Source organism: Mycobacterium sp. 1081908.1 (assembly GCF_001673535.1).
GTDB lineage: Bacteria > Actinomycetota > Actinomycetes > Mycobacteriales > Mycobacteriaceae > Mycobacterium.
On sequence record NZ_LZLY01000056.1, the window covers coordinates 69172 to 85832 of the forward strand.

Annotated in this window: 16 protein-coding genes; 2 read left to right on the forward strand and 14 right to left on the reverse strand. The window is 70.0% G+C overall.

Features of this window, described 5'->3' with window-relative positions:
- Positions 1-4 precede the first annotated feature (4 nt).
- The 3 genes from A5655_RS07950 to A5655_RS07960 form a co-directional block, all read right to left on the reverse strand.
- Positions 5-301: a hypothetical protein gene (locus A5655_RS07950; protein ID WP_066938713.1), complete on the reverse strand. Its 297-nt coding sequence runs from the start codon at positions 299-301 to the stop codon at positions 5-7.
- Positions 298-1797, reverse strand: a complete 1500-nt coding sequence (locus A5655_RS07955) for a class I adenylate-forming enzyme family protein (protein WP_067007825.1) — start codon at positions 1795-1797, stop codon at positions 298-300. Before A5655_RS07955 ends, A5655_RS07950 begins: the two co-directional genes overlap by 4 nt.
- Positions 1798-1863: 66 nt before the next feature.
- On the reverse strand, positions 1864-2403 hold the full coding sequence (locus tag A5655_RS07960) for an isoprenylcysteine carboxylmethyltransferase family protein (protein ID WP_067007828.1): 540 nt from the start codon (positions 2401-2403) through the stop codon (positions 1864-1866).
- Between the two features lie 101 nt (positions 2404-2504).
- Here A5655_RS07960 and A5655_RS07965 point away from each other — a divergent pair, with 101 nt between their 5' ends.
- Positions 2505-3095 carry a TetR/AcrR family transcriptional regulator gene (locus A5655_RS07965; RefSeq protein WP_067007924.1) on the forward strand — a complete coding sequence of 197 codons (591 nt, stop codon included), beginning with the start codon at positions 2505-2507 and terminating at the stop codon, positions 3093-3095.
- On the opposite strand, the gene A5655_RS07970 is transcribed toward A5655_RS07965, so the two are convergent.
- The 11 genes from A5655_RS07970 to A5655_RS08020 all read right to left on the reverse strand — a co-directional run bounded on the left by A5655_RS07970 (position 3092) and on the right by A5655_RS08020 (position 15552).
- Complete coding sequence (locus tag A5655_RS07970) at positions 3092-3913, reverse strand: crotonase/enoyl-CoA hydratase family protein (RefSeq protein ID WP_067007831.1); 822 nt, start codon at positions 3911-3913, stop codon at positions 3092-3094. The two genes, A5655_RS07965 and A5655_RS07970, sit on opposite strands and share 4 nt — an antisense overlap.
- A gap of 36 nt (positions 3914-3949) precedes the next feature.
- Positions 3950-5359, reverse strand: a complete 1410-nt coding sequence (locus A5655_RS07975; protein ID WP_067007834.1) for a wax ester/triacylglycerol synthase family O-acyltransferase — start codon at positions 5357-5359, stop codon at positions 3950-3952.
- Between the two features lie 44 nt (positions 5360-5403).
- Positions 5404-6609, reverse strand: coding sequence for an alpha/beta hydrolase (locus A5655_RS07980; protein WP_067007837.1), 1206 nt, complete (start codon positions 6607-6609; stop codon positions 5404-5406).
- Between the two features lie 45 nt (positions 6610-6654).
- A complete protein-coding gene (locus A5655_RS07985; RefSeq protein ID WP_067007840.1) occupies positions 6655-7158 on the reverse strand; it encodes a hypothetical protein in 504 nt (167 codons plus the stop codon).
- A gap of 1 nt (position 7159) precedes the next feature.
- Positions 7160-8449, reverse strand: coding sequence for a molybdopterin-dependent oxidoreductase (locus tag A5655_RS07990; protein ID WP_067007843.1), 1290 nt, complete (start codon positions 8447-8449; stop codon positions 7160-7162).
- Complete coding sequence (locus A5655_RS07995) at positions 8446-9099, reverse strand: SAM-dependent methyltransferase (RefSeq protein WP_067007927.1); 654 nt, start codon at positions 9097-9099, stop codon at positions 8446-8448. Before A5655_RS07995 ends, A5655_RS07990 begins: the two co-directional genes overlap by 4 nt.
- Positions 9100-9336: 237 nt before the next feature.
- Entirely contained in the window at positions 9337-10131 is a 795-nt protein-coding gene (locus A5655_RS08000) for an alpha/beta fold hydrolase (protein ID WP_369807195.1), read from the reverse strand.
- Between the two features lie 84 nt (positions 10132-10215).
- On the reverse strand, positions 10216-10575 hold the full coding sequence (locus A5655_RS08005) for a Rieske 2Fe-2S domain-containing protein (protein ID WP_067007846.1): 360 nt from the start codon (positions 10573-10575) through the stop codon (positions 10216-10218).
- The gene (gene nirB, locus A5655_RS08010; protein ID WP_067007849.1) at positions 10572-13088 is read right to left on the reverse strand and encodes a nitrite reductase large subunit NirB; all 2517 of its coding nucleotides are present in this window, start codon (positions 13086-13088) and stop codon (positions 10572-10574) included. Before nirB ends, A5655_RS08005 begins: the two co-directional genes overlap by 4 nt.
- A gap of 6 nt (positions 13089-13094) precedes the next feature.
- A complete protein-coding gene (locus tag A5655_RS28225) occupies positions 13095-13448 on the reverse strand; it encodes a molybdopterin oxidoreductase (RefSeq protein ID WP_067007852.1) in 354 nt (117 codons plus the stop codon).
- Complete coding sequence (locus tag A5655_RS08020; protein ID WP_067007855.1) at positions 13441-15552, reverse strand: molybdopterin oxidoreductase family protein; 2112 nt, start codon at positions 15550-15552, stop codon at positions 13441-13443. The genes A5655_RS28225 and A5655_RS08020 overlap by 8 nt, the downstream gene beginning before the upstream one ends.
- A gap of 203 nt (positions 15553-15755) precedes the next feature.
- On the opposite strand from A5655_RS08020, the gene A5655_RS08025 reads away from it, so the two are divergent.
- Complete coding sequence (locus tag A5655_RS08025) at positions 15756-16655, forward strand: alpha/beta hydrolase (protein WP_067007860.1); 900 nt, start codon at positions 15756-15758, stop codon at positions 16653-16655.
- The last annotated feature ends 6 nt before the right edge of the window (positions 16656-16661 follow it).

A 16661-nucleotide genomic window follows, 5' to 3' on the forward strand; every position in this document is an offset into this window, starting at 1 on the left:
GCCGTCAGTCGCTGGCGGGCAGCGGCTTGACCTCTTTGAGCTGCAGCGCGGTCTGACCGACGCTCAGGCTGCCGGCGCCGGGCTTGGTCACCAGCACCTCGGCGCCGGTCTCGTCGACGTAGCGCTTGCCCATCACGGTGCCGTCGGAGAACGCCGGGTCGAGCTCGCCGGAGCGCTCGCCGCCGATCGGCACCATCGGCGCGCCGCCGCAGCGCAGGTCGTCGAGGCTGTCCGCGCTGCGGACCACGATGACCTGGGTGTCACACACCTGGCTGGCGAGGCGGGTTCCGTTCTTGATCATTTTGGCGTCCCTAATGTTCGGAGATTTTCGACGATTTCGCGGCGCAGGACCTTGCCGGTGGGTGTGGTCGGCAACTCGTCGCGAAAGACTACCCGGTCCGGGGTGCGCGACCCCCGCAAACTCTTGCGGACATGCTCGCGCAGCTCCTCGGGATCTGGGTCGATGCCCGCCACCGGCACCACCACGGCCACGATCGCCTGGCCCCACTGCGGATCCTCGACGCCGACGACCGCGACGTCGCGCACGTGGGCGTGCTCGATGAGCACCTCCTCCAGCTCGGCGGGCGCGATGTTCTCACCTCCGCGGATGATGGTGTCGTCGCTGCGCCCGCCGATGAAGAGGTAGCCGTCCTCGTCGAGCAGCGCGATGTCGCGGGTCGGGAACCAGCCGTCCTCGTCGAGCACCGAGCCGATCCCGGTGTAGCGGCCCGAGACCTGTTCGCCGCGCACGAACAGCTCGCCGGTCTCCCCCGGCCCCAGCACCTTGCCGTCCTCGTCGCGGATCTGCAGCTCGATGCCGGGCACCGGCCGCCCGACCGACCCCAGCCGCTTGGCCACGTGCGGGGCGGGTGCCGCGTGCGCCTCGCGGTGGTCGTCGGGTCCCAGCACCGCGATCGTCGAACTCGTCTCGGTCAGCCCGTAGGCGTTCACGAAGCCCACGTGTGGCAGCAGCTCCAGCGCCCGGCGGACCAGCGGCAGGCCCACCTTGGATCCGCCGTAGGCCAGGCTGCGCAGCGACGCCAGCTGATGCCCGCCGCTCTCGAGGACGGTGACGATGCGGTCCAGCATGGTGGGCACCACCGTCGCGGTGGTCACCCGCTCGGCCTCTATCAGCCGCACCCATTCGTCGGCGTCAAAGTTGGGCAGGTAGACCATCTTTCGGCCGGCGTAGAGGTTCGACAGCGCGGCGCTGACCCCGGCGATGTGATAGGGCGGCACGCAGATCAGCGCGGCGTCGCTGGGTTCGGCCGATTCGAACTCGACGGTCCCGGTGACGTAACTGGTCAGGTTGTTGTGCGAGAGCTCGACCGCCTTGGGCTGCGACGTGGTGCCCGACGTGAACAGCACGATGGCGACCGACTCCGGGTCGGCGAACTCCGCCGCGGGCTCGGCCTCGCGCGCCGCCGCCAGGAACGCGTCGGACGCCATCACCCGCTGCGACGACGCCCCGATCATGTCGCGATAGCGGTCGTCGGCGATCACCAGCGGGTCGGGCAGCCGCTCGATCAGCGCCTGGATCCCGTCGGCGGAGAGCCGGTAATTGAGCGGCGTGAAGGCCAGGCCGGCGCGCGCGGTGGCGAAGATCAGCGCCGGCAGCATCGCGCCGCCGGTGCCCACGTAGGCCACGTGCCTGGCGCCGGACGCCGCGATGACGCCGGCGCCGCCGTCGGCGAGATCGCTGAGTTGCTGCGTCGTCAGCCGCAGCTCCCCGGAGACGACGGCCGTGCGCTCGGGGTTGCTCGACGCGGCCATCTCCAGCAGCAACGAAATGCTCATCCTCGATCCTTCGTGGATCCCCGCCCTTTACAGATCTAGCGCACAGTGTAAGCCATCTAACTACTGCTACCGGTTCGGGTCCCAGGCCGTGATTCGGGGGATCCAGCGCGGCACGTGGCGCTTGTAGTCGGCGTACTCGTGGCCGTAGCGCCGGACGAGGTGGGGCTCCTCCCAGAACCAGATGGCCGTCGCCTGGAACGTCAGGAAGATCGCGAACCAGGTCAGCAGCGCACCGGACCCGGTGAGGGCCGCCTCGCCGAGCAGGATGCACAACACGCCGGTGATCATGGGGTTGCGCACGTGCCGGTAGGGCCCGCGCACCACCAGGTGGACCGGCTCGCCCATGACGGGACCGAGCCCGAGCGTCCCCTCGCCCACCCGGTCGAACAGCACGTTGGTCCAGACCATCAGGCCCAATCCCGCGGCGATCAGCACGCAGCCCACGGTCACCAGCGCGGCCGTCGCAGGCGCCCCGAACTGCGGCCAGCGCACGCCGGCCGGCAGCACGATCAGGGCCGGGACCACGAGCGTCACCGTCACCGGGAAAAGCAGGACGGACATCAGGTGCCGCCACCAGAGCCGCCGTTCGCGCGTGTTCGTCGCCATCGCCTTCTCCTCTCCCGCTATTACTTCAACTATCGTTGAACAATCTCACCCTACGCGCGGGCCGCACATAGGTCAACGCTTGTTGAAGTATGCTGGCGGGCATGGCGGAGGCGCGGCGGGCGGGCCGGTGGCGGACCGGCCAGCAGAGCCGGCAGCGCATCATCGACGCGGCGCGCGAACGTTTCATGCGCGACGGGTACGACAAGGCGACGGTCCGGGCGATCGCCGCCGACGCCGGCGTGGACGTCGCGATGGTCTACTACTTCTTCGACAGCAAGGAGGGGCTGTTCACCGCGTCGGCGCTGACCGGGCCCGAGCACCCGCTGCACCAGCTGGGCACGCTGCTGGACGAGGGCAGCGACGAGATCGGTGCGCGCCTGGTGCGCCGCTTCTTCGAGCACTGGGAAGAAGGCGGCGTCTTCGAGCCGTTCATGACGCTGTGGCGGTCGGCGGCCATCCATCCCCAGGCGCGAAAGGTGTTGCACGACAGCCTGGCCGGGCCCATCGCCAAGCGGGTCGCGGCGGAATTCGGGGTGGCCGATGCCGAGCTACGGGTCGAGTTGGTCGCCAGCCACCTGGCCGGGCTCGCGTTCGCGCGTTACCAGCTGAGGGTCGAGCCGCTCGCGTCGACCGCGGTCGACGACCTGGTCGCCTGGCTGGGGCCGACGGTGCAGCGTTACCTGACCGGCTAGGTGCCGGTCCAGCGCGCCGGGCGCTTCTCCGCGAACGCGATGGCGCCCTCCTTGGCGTCGTTCGACACGAACACCGGGCCCAGGATCTTGTTCTGCTCCTCCCAGCGGGACTCCGGGGTCCAGCCGCGGGACTCGACGATGATCCGCTTGGTGGCGGCCACCGCGAGCGGGCCGTTGGCGGCGATGTTCTCGGCCAGCTCGATGGCGGCGTCCAGCGCCTTGCCCGGTTCGGCCAGCACGTTGACCATCCCCAGCTCGTGGGCGCGCTCGGCGGACAGGTTGTCGCCGGTCAGCGCCAGCTCCATCGCGATGGCGGACGGGATGCGCTCCGGCAGCCGCAACAGCCCGCCGCCGCCGGCGACGAGCCCCCGCTTGACCTCCGGGATGCCGAACGCCGAGTCGCGCGCGGCCACGATCAGGTCGGTGGCGAGCGCCAGCTCGGTGCCGCCGGCCAACGCGAAGCCCTCCACTGCGGCGATCAGCGGCTTGACCGGCGGGCGCTCGGTGAAGCCCATGCCGCGGCCCTCGACGATGGGCACTTCGCCCCGCGCGAAGGCCTTGAGGTCCATGCCCGCGCAGAACGAGCCGCCCGCGCCGGTCACGATTCCCACCGACAGGCCGGTGTCGCCGTCGAGCCGATCCACGGCGTCGGCCAGGCCCCGGGCGACCGCGGCGTTGACCGCGTTCTTGGCCTTGGGCCGGTTGATGGTGATGATCAGGATCCGGTCCCGCTGCTCGACCAGGACTTCGGGTTCGCTATTGCCAGCTTCGTCGCTACCAGTCACGGTGCTGATGGTAACGGTCGGCGGAAATGGCATTGGCACCAGTCGAGAGTCCCGTTACCGGGACGGTCCTCAGGCCGGTGCCATTGCCGCCTCGATGACCGTCAGGTCTTCGGAAAGCCCTGCGGCCCTGCGTATTTCGATGAAGTCGGCGACCATGGCCTCGGTCACCTCGTGCGGGTCCTTGAGGGTGGCCCCGTCGGAGAGCACCGAGATGTTGAGCTGATCGACGTAGCTCCACACGGTGATGTTGAGGCCGCTGCCGGCGGTCAACGGCCCCACCGAATAGATCTCGGTGACCAGCGCACCGCCCACCCGGCCGCGCTCCCGCGGGCCGGGCACGTTGGAGATGTTCAGGTTGAGGATCTTGTTGTGACCGTCGCGGCCGGAGGCCCACCGGAAGAAGGCCTGGGTGGGAGCGGGGGGCATGTAGGCCGCCCACCGGCTGACCAGCTCGGGACCCATCAGCTGGTTGCTTTCCTTGGCGGCGATGGCGTTCTCGTGGCTGCAAGCCACTCGCTCCAGCGGGTCGTCGGAGTCGGTCGGCAGGCCCACCAGCACGCCGGTGAACCGGTTGCCGGAGATGCGCTCCGGCGAGAAGTCGAAACTCATCGGCACCGACGCCAGCAGGGGCACGGCCTGGCCGTCGTAGCGCAGTTGCAGGGTGCGCAGCGCCCCGGTCGACATGGCGAGCACCATGTCGTTGATCGTCGCCCCGAGCCGCTTGCCGGTCTCCTTGACGTCGGCCAGCGCCAGGGTGGCGGTGGCGAACCGCCGCTCCGCGGTGATCTTGTGGTTCATGAAGGTCGGCGGCGGCTCGAACGGCCGGGTCAGTTCCGGGGACAGCTTGCGTGAGCTGCGGCGGACCCGGCCCAGGCCCTGCGCGGTGTAGCGGATCGTCGCGGGGATTCGCCCGACGTGGCGCAGGTGATCGGCGAACGCCGAACTCATCAGCTGCCGCGGGGTGGGGGCGGGGTCGCACTTGTACGGCCGGCCCTCGGGCCCCGGCTGGATGTCCATGCCGCGGGCCAGCAGGTTCGCCGAGGCGACGCCGTCGGCCAGCGCGTGGTGGATCTTGCCGACCACCGCGATCCGGTTGTTGGCCAGGCCCTCGATGAAGTACATCTCCCACAGCGGGCGGGCGCGATCGAGCGGGGTGCTGGCGATCCGCCCGATCGCCTCGTCCAATTCGCGACGGCCGCCCGGCGCCGGCAGCCGCCACGGCCGGATGTGGTACTCCAGGTCGACCTCGCAGTTCTCCCGCCACATCGGATGGTGGAAGTGGAACGGGATTTCGACGAGCTGATAGCAGAACGGATCGAGCTTGTTCAACCGGCCGCCGATCACCTGGCGGAAGGCCTGGATGTCGAAGTCACGCCGATCCGGAGCCAGCTCGATCACCGCGGCCTTGATGGTGTGCATGTGCACGTTCGGCGTCTCGCTGTACAGCAGTACCGCGTCCCAGCCGCTGAGCCTTTTCACCGCTGCCCCTTACCCATAGGGGGACATTACCCAGCGGCGGGAGCTCAGATAACCTCTTTTGCGCCGATCTGCATTTTGGTGCGGTACACCTGGTTGAGGAACAGCGACGCGGCGTGCGCCGCGGCCCCGGCCCGCTCCCCGTCGATGAGGTCGTACCCGTGGCCCGCGCCGGGCAGCTCCAGGTAGCCGACCATCGAATGCGAGACGGCACGCAACCGTTCGACGAAGCTGCGCGCCTGCTCGACCGGGATGACGCTGTCCTTGCTGCCGTGAATCACGAGGAACGGCGGCGCATTTCGATGCACTCGCGCGATCGGCGACGCGTCGCGGAACACCTCGGGGTGCCGCGCGATCGACTTCTTGACGACCACCCGCTCCAGGAAGTCGACGAACCGCACCCGCTCGGGGGTGGAGCGGTCCTCCCAGTCGTAGCGGCCGTAGATGCCGACGACCGCGTCGACCGAACTGTCGGCGCCCTCGGGCAGTTCGGCCCGGTGCGCCGGGTCGTCGTGGGTCAGTCCGGCCAGTGCGGACAGGTGCCCGCCGGCCGAACAGCCCGCCACGGCAACGAAATTGCGGTCGCCGCCGAACTTGTCGACGTTGGCGCGCGCCCACGCGATGGCGGTCTTGACGTCGGTGATGTGCCGCGGCCAGCGGTGGTGCGGCGCGACGCGGTAGTCGATCGCCAGGCACACCCAGCCCTGCTCGGCCAGCCGGGACATCAGCGCGGAGCCCTGTCCCATGGACCTGCCGTGCACCCAGGCGCCGCCGGGCACGAAGATCAGGACGGGCGCGGGTTGCGCGGGCAGGTCCTTGCGCCGCCACACCTCGAGCACCTGCGCCGGGTGGCCCCCGTAGTGGACGCCGCGGCGGTACAGGTAGCGGCGCCGGCGCATCGCGTCCCAGATCGGCGGGGTCCGCTCGGCGACGGGCCATTCGCCGTCGAGGTCCGCGGCCGACACGACGCCCCGCAGCGCGGCGACGGCGACCTCGTGGATGCTTTGCCGGTCCTCGCGATGCACGTCGCTGACGCCGGGCGTCAGCAGATCCTTCGTCAGCGCGGACAGGGCTTGCGGCGCGTGGCGCGCGCCCCAGACGCTCATCGCGGTCATCGCGCCCAGCGGTTCCAGGCGCTTTCCGACGACGGGCAGCGAAGCGCTGGCCACGCTCAGGGCCAGCATGTAGTCGGCGGGGCCGGCCCGCAGCAACCACTTCACACAGGGGGTCATGCGGGGCGCCCTCGCAGTCATGTACGGACTGTACCCCCGGTTCGCCCGCTGAAACTGACGTTTGCGTTAGAGCGCGCGGCGCGGTTCGCCGGTGGCACGGCGCGTCACGGCGAGTCGGGCGGCGTACCAGATCGCGCTCACCGCGAACATCGCCGCGGTGAGCAGCAGCCACCGGCCCAGAAACGGCTGTTGGGTTTGCCCGGTGGCCGCCGCGTAGGTCGCGGCGCCCTGCTCGATGATGCCCGGCAGGAAGATCAGCAGCGTCAGACCGGCGCCCAGGGCGGGCACCCGAATGTGGTTGCGCGCGCTGACGTTTGGATGGCGCCGCGCCCGCGCGAACAGCGCCCGGTCGGCCAGCGCGTAGAGCGGGAAGAGCAACAGGTCATGGGCGATCACGGCGGCGGCCAACCAGACGGCGATCGACTGCCACCAGGTGCCGGAGTTCCACAGCGTGGCCGGCTTGAAGGTGGCGAGAACGTAGCCCAACAGCGCGAACCCGGACAGCATCGTCAGCAGGTGCAGTGGGCCGGACCCGTAGATCGCCGCGAAACGCCGTGGGAATTTGGGCATCTCAGCTCGGCTCGAACTCGATGGACGCCACCCATTTGGTGTTGTGCACCCCCGGCAGCGCCGGCACGATGATCCGCGCCGGGTAGCCGTGATCCAGCGTCAGGTCGGCGCCGTTGACCCGCAGCGCCAGCAGGGCGTCCGGGTCACGAACCTGGTTGGGCTGCAACGCCGCCTCGCCGAACGCGCCGCCCCGTTGCAGCGACGTCACCCGCGCCGAGCGCGGGACGCGCACGCCCACGATTCGGGCCAGCTCGGACAGCCGGACCCCGCTCCACGTCTGCACGGTCGACCATCCCTCGACGCACGCGATCGGCAGGCGCGCGCTGTGTTGCGCCATCCGCACCAGCGTGTCGCGGTCCAGCACCACCACCGAGGCCCCGCTGCGCAGGACCAGCCGCCAGCCCGGGCCGACGCTTTCGGGCGCGATGCCCGCGGCGACGGCGGTCTTGTTGACCGGGAAGTCGTGGCCCCGCCCGCGCGGCAGCAACAGGGCGGCGCCGCGGGCGGCCCCGCCGAGGGTCTGACCGGCGGTCAGCACGCCGACCAGCGCCACGCCGGAGCCGACCAGCGCCAGGGCGCCGCGTCGGCTCATCGTCGGCTCGGCCGGGTCGGCCGATACCAGGCCGTCGGGATCGGGCGGTTCCGGGCGGGTGTCGCTTCGGTTGGTGCGCAACACTTCTCGCAGCGACAGCGACCGCAACCCGGTGAGCATCCGCGGAATCTTGATCGTGATGTGCATCAGAAATCCGGCGATGAAGACCCACGCCCCGAAATAGTGGGCGTCGTAGAAGCTGAACCCGAAGATGTAGTCGTACTGGATGTTCAGCACCCCGGTGACGATTTCGAACAGCACGCCGCCGACCAGCATCAGCAGCGACAACCGCTCCAGCGCTTGGGCGATCGAGCGGGCCGGCGGCCACGCGAACAGCCGCGGGATCACCGACCACAGCTTCGCCAGCACCACCGGGATGATCACCAGGCCCAGCCCCACGTGCAGGCCCTGTGTCAGCCGGTACAACCACGACGGGCGCGCCGGCCAGTCGAAGACGGGCAGCCGCAGCCAGCCGACGTCGGCGGGGATCGCCTGGCCGAGCCGCGGCCCGTAGGCGATGTACGACAGCAGCCCGGTGAGGATGACGATCGGCAGGGCGATCAGCAGCACCAGCCCGAACACCGACGTCAGCCACGGGCCGCGCAGCGGGCTCCGAAACAGCCCCAGCCGCCGCGCGCCGGGCGGCGGGTGCCGGTCGATCGCGCGCCACAGTGCGGCGGGAAACCCGTAGTCGCTCACAGGGCGGCCAGGCTCGCGATGACCCGCCCGCCGATCAGGCGGACGCCGGTCAGGGTCAGCCCGACCTGCGCGGCCAGCGTGGCGGCGCTGTCGACGCCGACGGTCGCCCACCGGAACCAGGGCCCGACGTCGCGGTCCGTCTCCAGGCGCACCCAGCGCGGGCGGACCCCGACGGCGTCGGTCTCGAACTCCGCGACGCAGCGCCCGCCGCGACCGAGCAGCTCGGCGGCGCGGGCCAGGATCCGCCGCGGGTCGCCGCCGAGGCCGACGTTGCCGTCGACGAGCAAAACCGTCTGCCAACAACCGGTTCCGGGCAGCGGCTCGAAGACGTCACCCAGCAGCGCGGGCGCACCGCCGCGTCCCGCCAGGCGGATCGCCGTCGCCGACCGATCGATGCCGAGCGCGGGTATCCCCCGCTGGATGAGCTTGGCGACCAACCGCCCCGGCCCGCACCCCAGCTCGATCGTCGGTCCGGTGCACATCTGCGTCACCGCCTCGTCGAAGACGTCGTCGAAGGCGTCGCGCGGCGCGCTGTCGGGACATCGCTCGCCCAGCCACCGGTGCGCCGGCAGCGGCCGAACCTCGCCGTCCTCGTGCCGGACCCAACATCTCTCGCCACCGAGCGCCCGATCGTAGAGATGCCCCAGCATGTCACGCCTTTCGCATCGTGCGCGCCCCGACGCGCCTGTGCCCCGGTGGGAGATGTGCTCGTGCACCCGCCTCGCCGGCACGCCGATGTCCACGGGATACGCCAGCGTTTCGATCACCCGGATCGGTACCCCGATCCGCGATCGGCTAACCCCGGGCGCGCGGCGCCGCCCCGCCGACCCGGCCGAATGGTTCACGGCAGGTATTCGGCGCCGAAACCCGCCCGGATGGGTCCGGGTTCAGCGGGGCGGGGCGTCGAACAGAAACTCGTCCAGCAGCCGGTTCACCCGGCCCGGGTCTTCCAGCGCGGCCAGGTGCCCGACGCCGTCGAGCACGGTGAACGAGGCGCCGGGGATCGAATCCGCCATCGCGCGGGTTTCCGCCACCGGGAAGGTGGCGTCCTCGGCGCCGGCGACGACGAGCACCGGGACGGTCACGCCGGCCAGCAGGGCGTGTTGGTCCGGCCGGTCGGGGACCACGCTGCGGACCGCCCAGCGGGCCGAGTCGATGTCGACGGCGCGCAGGTTCGCCAGGACGGTCTCGACCACCTGCGGGCGGCCACGCAGCGTCGTCGGTCCGAGGAAGCTGCGCACCGCCGCCCCCGTCAGCGGCGGCCGGATGCCGCCCAGCGCCGCCGCCAACCGCAGCATGGCCGCGAACCGAACCCTTTGGATCACACCGGCTTTCGACGCGGTGCAGTTCATCAGGACGGCGCGGTCGAGGCGGTCGGGATGGCGGGCAGCGAACGTGGCGCCGATCATTCCACCCCAGGAATTGCCGACGAAGTGAGCCTTGTCGATGCCGAGCCCGTCCAGCAGGTCGACGACGCAGCGCGCGCAGTCGGTGAAGCTGAACGCCGCGCGCAGGCGCGCGCTGCCGCCGTGGCCGGGCGGGTCGATGAGCACCAGGCGGTGCGTCTCGCCGAAGCGGGCGGCCTGGCCGTCCCAGAGGTCCCCGGTCATCAGCAGGCTGGGCCACATCAGCACGGCGGGCCCGGCACCGGGGCTGACCTGGACGCGGATGGTCCCCAGCACGGTGTCGACCAACCGCGGCACGAGCTCGCTCACGTCGCCACCATAGCTAGCGCGAGGGCGCCGGCCCGCGTCCCTTGTGCGTCGTCAAGCCCCGCGCGAGACCGCGCCATTGCTGTGCGAGCGATGTGGTTTGCCGCCCAGGCGCAGCTGGATCGTTCCGGCCCCGCTGTCCCGCACGGGATAGGCGGTCACCTCCGCGTCGCCGCCGGTGATCTCGCAGCCCGTTTCCAGGTCGTAGGTGAAGCCGTGCAGCGGGCAGACCACCACCCGGCCGTCGGTGAGCCCGTCCGCCAACGGTCCGCCGCGGTGCGGACACACCGCGTCAAGGGCGCGCAGCGACCCGTCGCGCAACCGGAAGACCGCGATTTGCCGCCCGGAGATCGCGTAGGTGCGGCCCTCGCCCAGCGGGATGTCGTCAACCGGGCCCAAAATGACGTCGGTCATCGCACCGGCACCTGCGGCAATGGAATCAGCGGCAGCGAAGAACGGAAGTGATTGGGTGCAGCGCCTTTTCGGCTCTCGGCCCATGGATCGCGGTAGGAGTCGACCGACTTCTGCATGCGTGCGTCCAGGTCTCCTCCGATGCCCTCACTGTCCTGCACCACGATCGAGCGGATCCGCTCGATGCCAACCCTCGGCACGAAATCGTAGGTGCGTTCGAGCCAGTTGGCGTTCTCCCGGTAGTACTGCAGAAACCGGCCCGTCAGCGCGATGACCTCATCGCCGGTCTCCACCGTCGCCAGCAAGTCGCCCTTGCGGACGTGTGACCCGGCCGCGCCGCCCACGTAGAGCTGCCATTGCCCGCCCTCGATCGCGACGACGCCGACGTCCTTGCACAGGGCCTCGGCGCAATTGCGGGGACATCCGGTCACCGCCAGCTTCATCTTTGCGGGGCTGGGCAGGCCCTGGAAGCGCTCCTCGATGGCGATGCCCAGCGCCGTCGAATCGCCCAACCCGTACCGGCAGAAGTCGCTACCCACGCAGGTTTTGACGGTGCGGAAGCTCTTGCCGTAGGCGTACCCGGACGGCATCCCGAGGTCGGCCCACACCGCCGGCAGGTCCTCCTTGCGCACGCCCAGCAGATCGATGCGCTGGCCGCCGGTGAGCTTGATCATCGGAATCCCGTATTTGTCGGCCACGTCGGCGATCTTGCGTAGCTGGTCGGAGTTGGTCACCCCGCCCTTGAGTTGCGGAACCACCGAGAAGGTGCCGTCTCGCTGGATGTTGGCGTGCACCCGGTCGTTGATGTAGCGGCTGTCGCGTTCGTCGACGAACTCGTCGCCCCACATCATGTCGAGCAGCGAGGCGAGCGCCATTTTCGAGCCCGCGTCTTCGCGACCCTCCGGCGCCAGCGCGGCGAACACCGACGACACCGAATGCAGCTCGAGCTCGCGGACCAGCCGCATCAGTTCCGGTTTCTCATAGGGGATTCCCGGAACGTACCAACTGGACTGTGCGTCTTCGGAAACCGCGGCGCCCGCTTCGGATGCCGCCCACTCGACGACCTGGGCGACCAGTCCCTTGCACGAGCCGCACCCCTTCCCCGCGCGGGTCGCCGACATCACCCCGGCGAGCGAGGTCTGGCCGTCCTTGACGCAGCCGACGATCGCGGCCTTGCTCACGCCGTTGCAGTTGCACACCTGGGCGTCATCGGCCAATTCCGCGGCGCCGGTCGCGGCGTCGGGGGTGCCGATGTCGAACATCAGCGAGATCCGTTCGGGCGGAAGCGGAAGCCCGCGGTCGAAGGCCTGCATCAGGAAGGCCACCTTGCTGACGTCCCCGACCAGGGTGGCGCCGACCAGTTTGTCGTCGCGCACCACCACGGTCTTGTACACGCCGTGCTTGGGCTCCGAATACTGCACGAACTCGTCGTCGTCGCGTTCGGGTCCCTTCAGCCCCATCGCAGCGACATCGACGCCCGCCACCTTCAGTTTGGTGGCGGTGCGCGAACCATGGTATGCGGCACGAGGATTGGCGCTCGTCAAGTGATCGGCCAGCACGCCGGCCTGCTCCCACAGCGGCGCCACCAACCCGTACACCTGCCCGCGATGCTGCGCGCACTCGCCCACCACATAGATGTCGTCGTCGTCGATCGAGCGCATCTGGTCGTCGACGACGACCGCGCGTTCGACGGTCAGCCCGGCGCGCTGTGCCAGCCCCACATTGGGGCGGATGCCGGCCGCCATCACCACCATGTCGCACGGCAGCTGGGTGCCGTCGGCGAATTCGATCGCGGACGGAAGACCGTCCAGGGTGAGCATCCTGATGGTTTTCTTGCCGGTGTGCACCTCGATGCCCAGCGCCTCCACCAGGCGGCGCAGGATGGCGCTGCCCTGATCGTCGAGTTGGGCATTCATCAGGGTGGCGCCGCCCTGGACGACGGCGACGTGAAGTCCGCGGTTCTGCAGCCCGCGCGCGGCTTCCAGCCCCAGCAGCCCGCCACCGATGACGACGGCCTTGCTTCTCCCCTTGGCGAATTCGATCATCGCCCCGCAATCGTCGAGGCTGCGGAATCCGAAAACACCGCGGGCCAGGGTCCTGTCGTCTTGCCAGATGCCCTCGACCGGCGGGAAGAACGACCTGCTGCCCGTCGCCAGGATCAGCTTGTCGTAGCGGACGGTGCTGCCGTCGTCGGCGTACACCAGGTGCGCGAAGGGGTTGATCCGCACCACCCGTACCCCGGCCCGCAGCTCGATGTTGTTCTGCGCGTACCAGTCCAGCGGATTGAGGTAGATCTCGCCGGCGTCGTCGGACCCGGCCAGCACGTTGGACAGCAGGATCCGGTTGTAGTTCCCGTACGGTTCGTCGCCGAAGACGGTGATGGCGAACCGTTCGTCGCCGCCGCGGGCGAGGATCTCCTCCACCGCGCGCGCCCCGGCCATGCCGTTGCCGACAACCACCAGCCTGGCCAGGCCGGCTGCGTGCCCGTTGGTTTCGGATTGCACCAAGGTGGTCATGGCGAATCAGATCTCGACAAGGCCGATGTCGATGAACACCGTGCCGCTCAGGCCGTCGGGGGCCGCGACGAACACCTCGAGGACGGTATCGGCGATCAGGTCTTCGACGACCCGTAGCGGCACGTGTACCGCGTCCTTGGCGCCGACGGGGAAGTACCGCATCGGGGCGCCGTCACGCATCAGGACGAAGGTGACCAACTCGTCGGTGCTGTTGCCGCCGCGGAAGTAGACCGGCTGCGTGATGGCCCCGGCCGGCACGGCATAGCGCAGCGAAGAATCCAGCAGGGCCGGCGAATCGTAGCCCTTTCCGTGAAAAGTGAACGGTCCCTGCAAAAAGCGAGGCGTGCTGTCGTCACCCATGCGTCACATCTCCTTTCGGTGAATCGGCCGTGTCCGCGCGTGCCACGGCGACCGCGCAGGCTTTGAAGGACGGCATTCGGGAATGCGGGTCCAGAGCCGGATTGGTCAGCCGGTTGATGCTCCCCGCGCCGCCCCAGTGAAACGGTGCGAAGACGGTGTCCGGGCGGATTCCGGTATCCGTTCGCGCCGTCATCACCGCCTCGCCCCGGCGCGTCGTCAGCCGGACCTTGTCCCCGCTGCCGACACCGAGGCGTTGCGCCAGCGTCGGGTGCAGCTCGACCACCGGTTCCGGCTCGGCTTCGGCGAGCGCGGCGACCCTGCGCGTTTGGGTCCCGGATTGGTACTGCCGCAACACCCTGCCGGTCGTGAGGTAGTACGGGAATTCGTCATCCGGGGTTTCCGGGCCGCCCCGATGCTCGACGGGATGGAAGTGCGCTCTGCGGTCCGGCGTCGGGAAGTCGGCGGTGAACAGTCGCGGGGTGTCGGGGTACCGGGGGGACGGGCAGGGCCAGAACACGCCGTCGCCGTTCGCGATCCGGTCGTAGCTGATTCCGTAGTAGTCGGCCTTGCCGCCCTGGCTCGCGCGAGTCAGTTCCTCGAACACCTCCTGTGAATCGGCCGAAAACCCGTGTACCCCTACGCGCTTCGCCAGGTCGGCCATGACGTCGAGGTCGCCGCGCACCTCGGCGGGCGCCGCGACCGCCGCCCGGCGCAGGATCACCCGGCCTTCCAGGTTGGTCATGGTTCCCGACTCTTCGGCCCACTGAGTCGTCGGGAGCACCACGTCGGCTAGCGCGGCGGTCTCGGACAAGAAGATGTCGGACACGACCAGGAAGTCCAGTTCCTTCAACTTCTCCGCGACATGTAGCGAATTCGGCGCCGAGACAACGATATTGGACGCCATCACCCATAACGCGCGCAGGCCGCCGGGTGTGCCGATGCCGTCGAGCATTTCGTAGGCCGACCGCCCGGACGACGGCAGGTCGGCGGGATCTATCCCCCAAATCCGCGCGACGTCGGCGCGTGCGACGGGGTCGTCGAGTTTGCGGTAGCCGGGCAGCTGGTCGCACTTCTGCCCGTGTTCCCGGCCGCCCTGCCCGTTGCCCTGGCCCGTGATCGTCGCGAATCCGCTATATGGGCGACCCGGCAGCCCCAGCGCCAGGGCCAGGTTGATGAAGGCCTGCACGGTGTCGGTGCCGGCGCTGTGCTGCTCGGCACCGCGGGAGGTCAGGATCATTGCCCGGTCCGCCTTCGCCAGCATCCGCGCCGCGGCAACGATGTCCTTTTCGGGTACGCCGGTGATCCGTTCGACCCGGTCCGGCCAGTACAGCCGCACGGCGCGGCGCACCGCCTCGAATCCGGTGCTCCGCTCCGCGATGTAGTCCCGATCGATGAGCCCCTCCCGGGCACAGACATTGAGCATGCCGTTGGCCAGGGCCAGGTCCGTTCCGGGAACCGGCTGCAGATGAAGGTCGGCACGCCCGGCCGTCGGCGTGCGCCGCGGATCCACCACGATGTGCTTGGCGCCCCTGGCGCGGCCCTCGTCGAAAAATTGCATCGCTGGGGGCATGGTTTCGGCGGGATTTCCCCCGACGAGGAGGATGACGTCGGCGTGGGCAATGTCGGCGAGCGGAAAAGGCAACCCGCGGTCGACGCCGAACGAACGGTTCGACGCCGCGGCCGCCGACGACATGCAGAACCGGCCGTTGTAGTCGACCGCCGAGGTGCGCAGGGCGACGCGCGCGAATTTGCCTAGCTGGTAGGCCTTTTCATTCGTCAGGCCGCCGCCGCCGAAACATCCGACCGCGTCCCGGCCATGGTCCTGCTGTGTCTTCTGGAACGCCGCAACGATCCGTTCCAGCGCCTCGTTCCAGGTTGCGCGTCGCAGCGGTGCCGCCCGCTCGTCCCGAACCAACGGCGTGGTCAGCCGTTCCGGATGGCCCAGCAGATCGGCCGCCGTCCAGCCCTTGGCGCACAGGCCGCCGCGATTGGTGGGAAAGTCGTCCTGCGGCGCAAGCACGACCCGTCCCCCGGACACGTCGAGGGTGATCCCACACTGCAAAGAACAGTAGGGGCAATGCGTTTTCGTCGGCTCGGGCGCCATCGGCGATCACCGCGTAGCCGACGAACCGGCGCGCGTTTGGGCGGCCCGGCTGGATGTACCTCCCATGTCGCCTCCCGATAGGCCCTTACCGCCGACGGTACGTCGGCCGTGTTTCCAAGCCATTTCCGCCGATTGTCCGCACGACTACCGCGGCATCACGGGCCTGTGCGCGGTGCGGGTTTCGCCCCGGCGATACTTGACCGGTGCCGAACGACGACGTTCACCCCGACCTGCGCCGCATCGCCCGCCTCGCCCCGCGCCATCTGATCGGTCCCCGCAGCCTGCCGATCATGCGGGCGCTGGGCGGGGTGACGGGCTGGCGCCGCGCCGCTCCGCCCGGCGTCGAGCTGCTCACCCTGGGATCGGGGGCCGGCGTGCGGCTGTTCCGGCCCGCCGGAGTGACCGAACCCGGACCCGCGCTGCTGTGGATCCACGGCGGCGGCTACGTGATCGGCAGCGCCGAGCAGGACGACTGGCTGTGCCGCCGGTTCAGCGCGAGGCTGGGCATGACGGTCGCCTCGGTGGAATACCGCCTGGCGCCCGAGCATCCGTATCCCGCCTCGCTGGAGGACTGCTATTCGGCGCTCACCTGGCTCGCCGGCCTGCCCGCCGTGGACGGCCACCGGGTGGCGATCGCCGGCGCCAGCGCGGGCGGCGGCCTGGCGGCGGCGCTGGCGCTGCTGGCCCGGGACCGCGGCGAGGTGAGCCCGGTGTTCCAGGCGTTGGCGTACCCGATGCTGGACGACCGGAGTTCGGCCACCGGCGCGAGCCCGAACCACCGCCTGTGGAACGCGCGCAGCAACCGGTTCGGCTGGAGCGCCTACCTCGGCGGCGCCGACCCGCGGGTCGCCGTCCCGGGGCGCCGCGACGACCTGGGCGGGTTGCCGCCGGCATGGATCGGGGTCGGCACGCACGACCTGTTCCACGACGAGGACCTGGCCTACGCCCAGCGCCTGATCGATGCGGGGGTGCCGTGTCACGTCGAGGTGGTTCCGGGCGCGTTCCACGGCTTCGATGTGGTGGCGCGCAAAGCCGAAGTGTCGCGGCGGTTTTTCGACAGCCAGTGCGAAAGCCTGCGCGCCGCCCTGGTCCCGACGGCCTGAGCGCCG

Excerpts from the sequence above, each read along its gene's own strand:
- A5655_RS07970 (WP_067007831.1), bottom strand. The coding sequence starts at position 3,913 with ATGCCATTTCCGCCGACCGTTACCATCAGCACCGTGACTGGTAGCGAC.
- nirB (WP_067007849.1), bottom strand. The coding sequence starts at position 13,088 with ATGACCACCTTGGTGCAATCCGAAACCAACGGGCACGCAGCCGGCCTG.
- A5655_RS28225 (WP_067007852.1), bottom strand. The coding sequence starts at position 13,448 with ATGGGTGACGACAGCACGCCTCGCTTTTTGCAGGGACCGTTCACTTTT.
- A5655_RS07950 (WP_066938713.1), bottom strand. The coding sequence starts at position 301 with ATGATCAAGAACGGAACCCGCCTCGCCAGCCAGGTGTGTGACACCCAG.
- A5655_RS07995 (WP_067007927.1), bottom strand. The coding sequence starts at position 9,099 with ATGCTGGGGCATCTCTACGATCGGGCGCTCGGTGGCGAGAGATGTTGG.
- A5655_RS07965 (WP_067007924.1), top strand. The coding sequence starts at position 2,505 with ATGGCGGAGGCGCGGCGGGCGGGCCGGTGGCGGACCGGCCAGCAGAGC.
- A5655_RS07960 (WP_067007828.1), bottom strand. The coding sequence starts at position 2,403 with ATGGCGACGAACACGCGCGAACGGCGGCTCTGGTGGCGGCACCTGATG.
- A5655_RS07985 (WP_067007840.1), bottom strand. The coding sequence starts at position 7,158 with ATGCCCAAATTCCCACGGCGTTTCGCGGCGATCTACGGGTCCGGCCCA.
- A5655_RS07955 (WP_067007825.1), bottom strand. The coding sequence starts at position 1,797 with ATGAGCATTTCGTTGCTGCTGGAGATGGCCGCGTCGAGCAACCCCGAG.
- A5655_RS08020 (WP_067007855.1), bottom strand. The coding sequence starts at position 15,552 with ATGGCGCCCGAGCCGACGAAAACGCATTGCCCCTACTGTTCTTTGCAG.
- A5655_RS08005 (WP_067007846.1), bottom strand. The coding sequence starts at position 10,575 with ATGACCGACGTCATTTTGGGCCCGGTTGACGACATCCCGCTGGGCGAG.
- A5655_RS07980 (WP_067007837.1), bottom strand. The coding sequence starts at position 6,609 with ATGACTGCGAGGGCGCCCCGCATGACCCCCTGTGTGAAGTGGTTGCTG.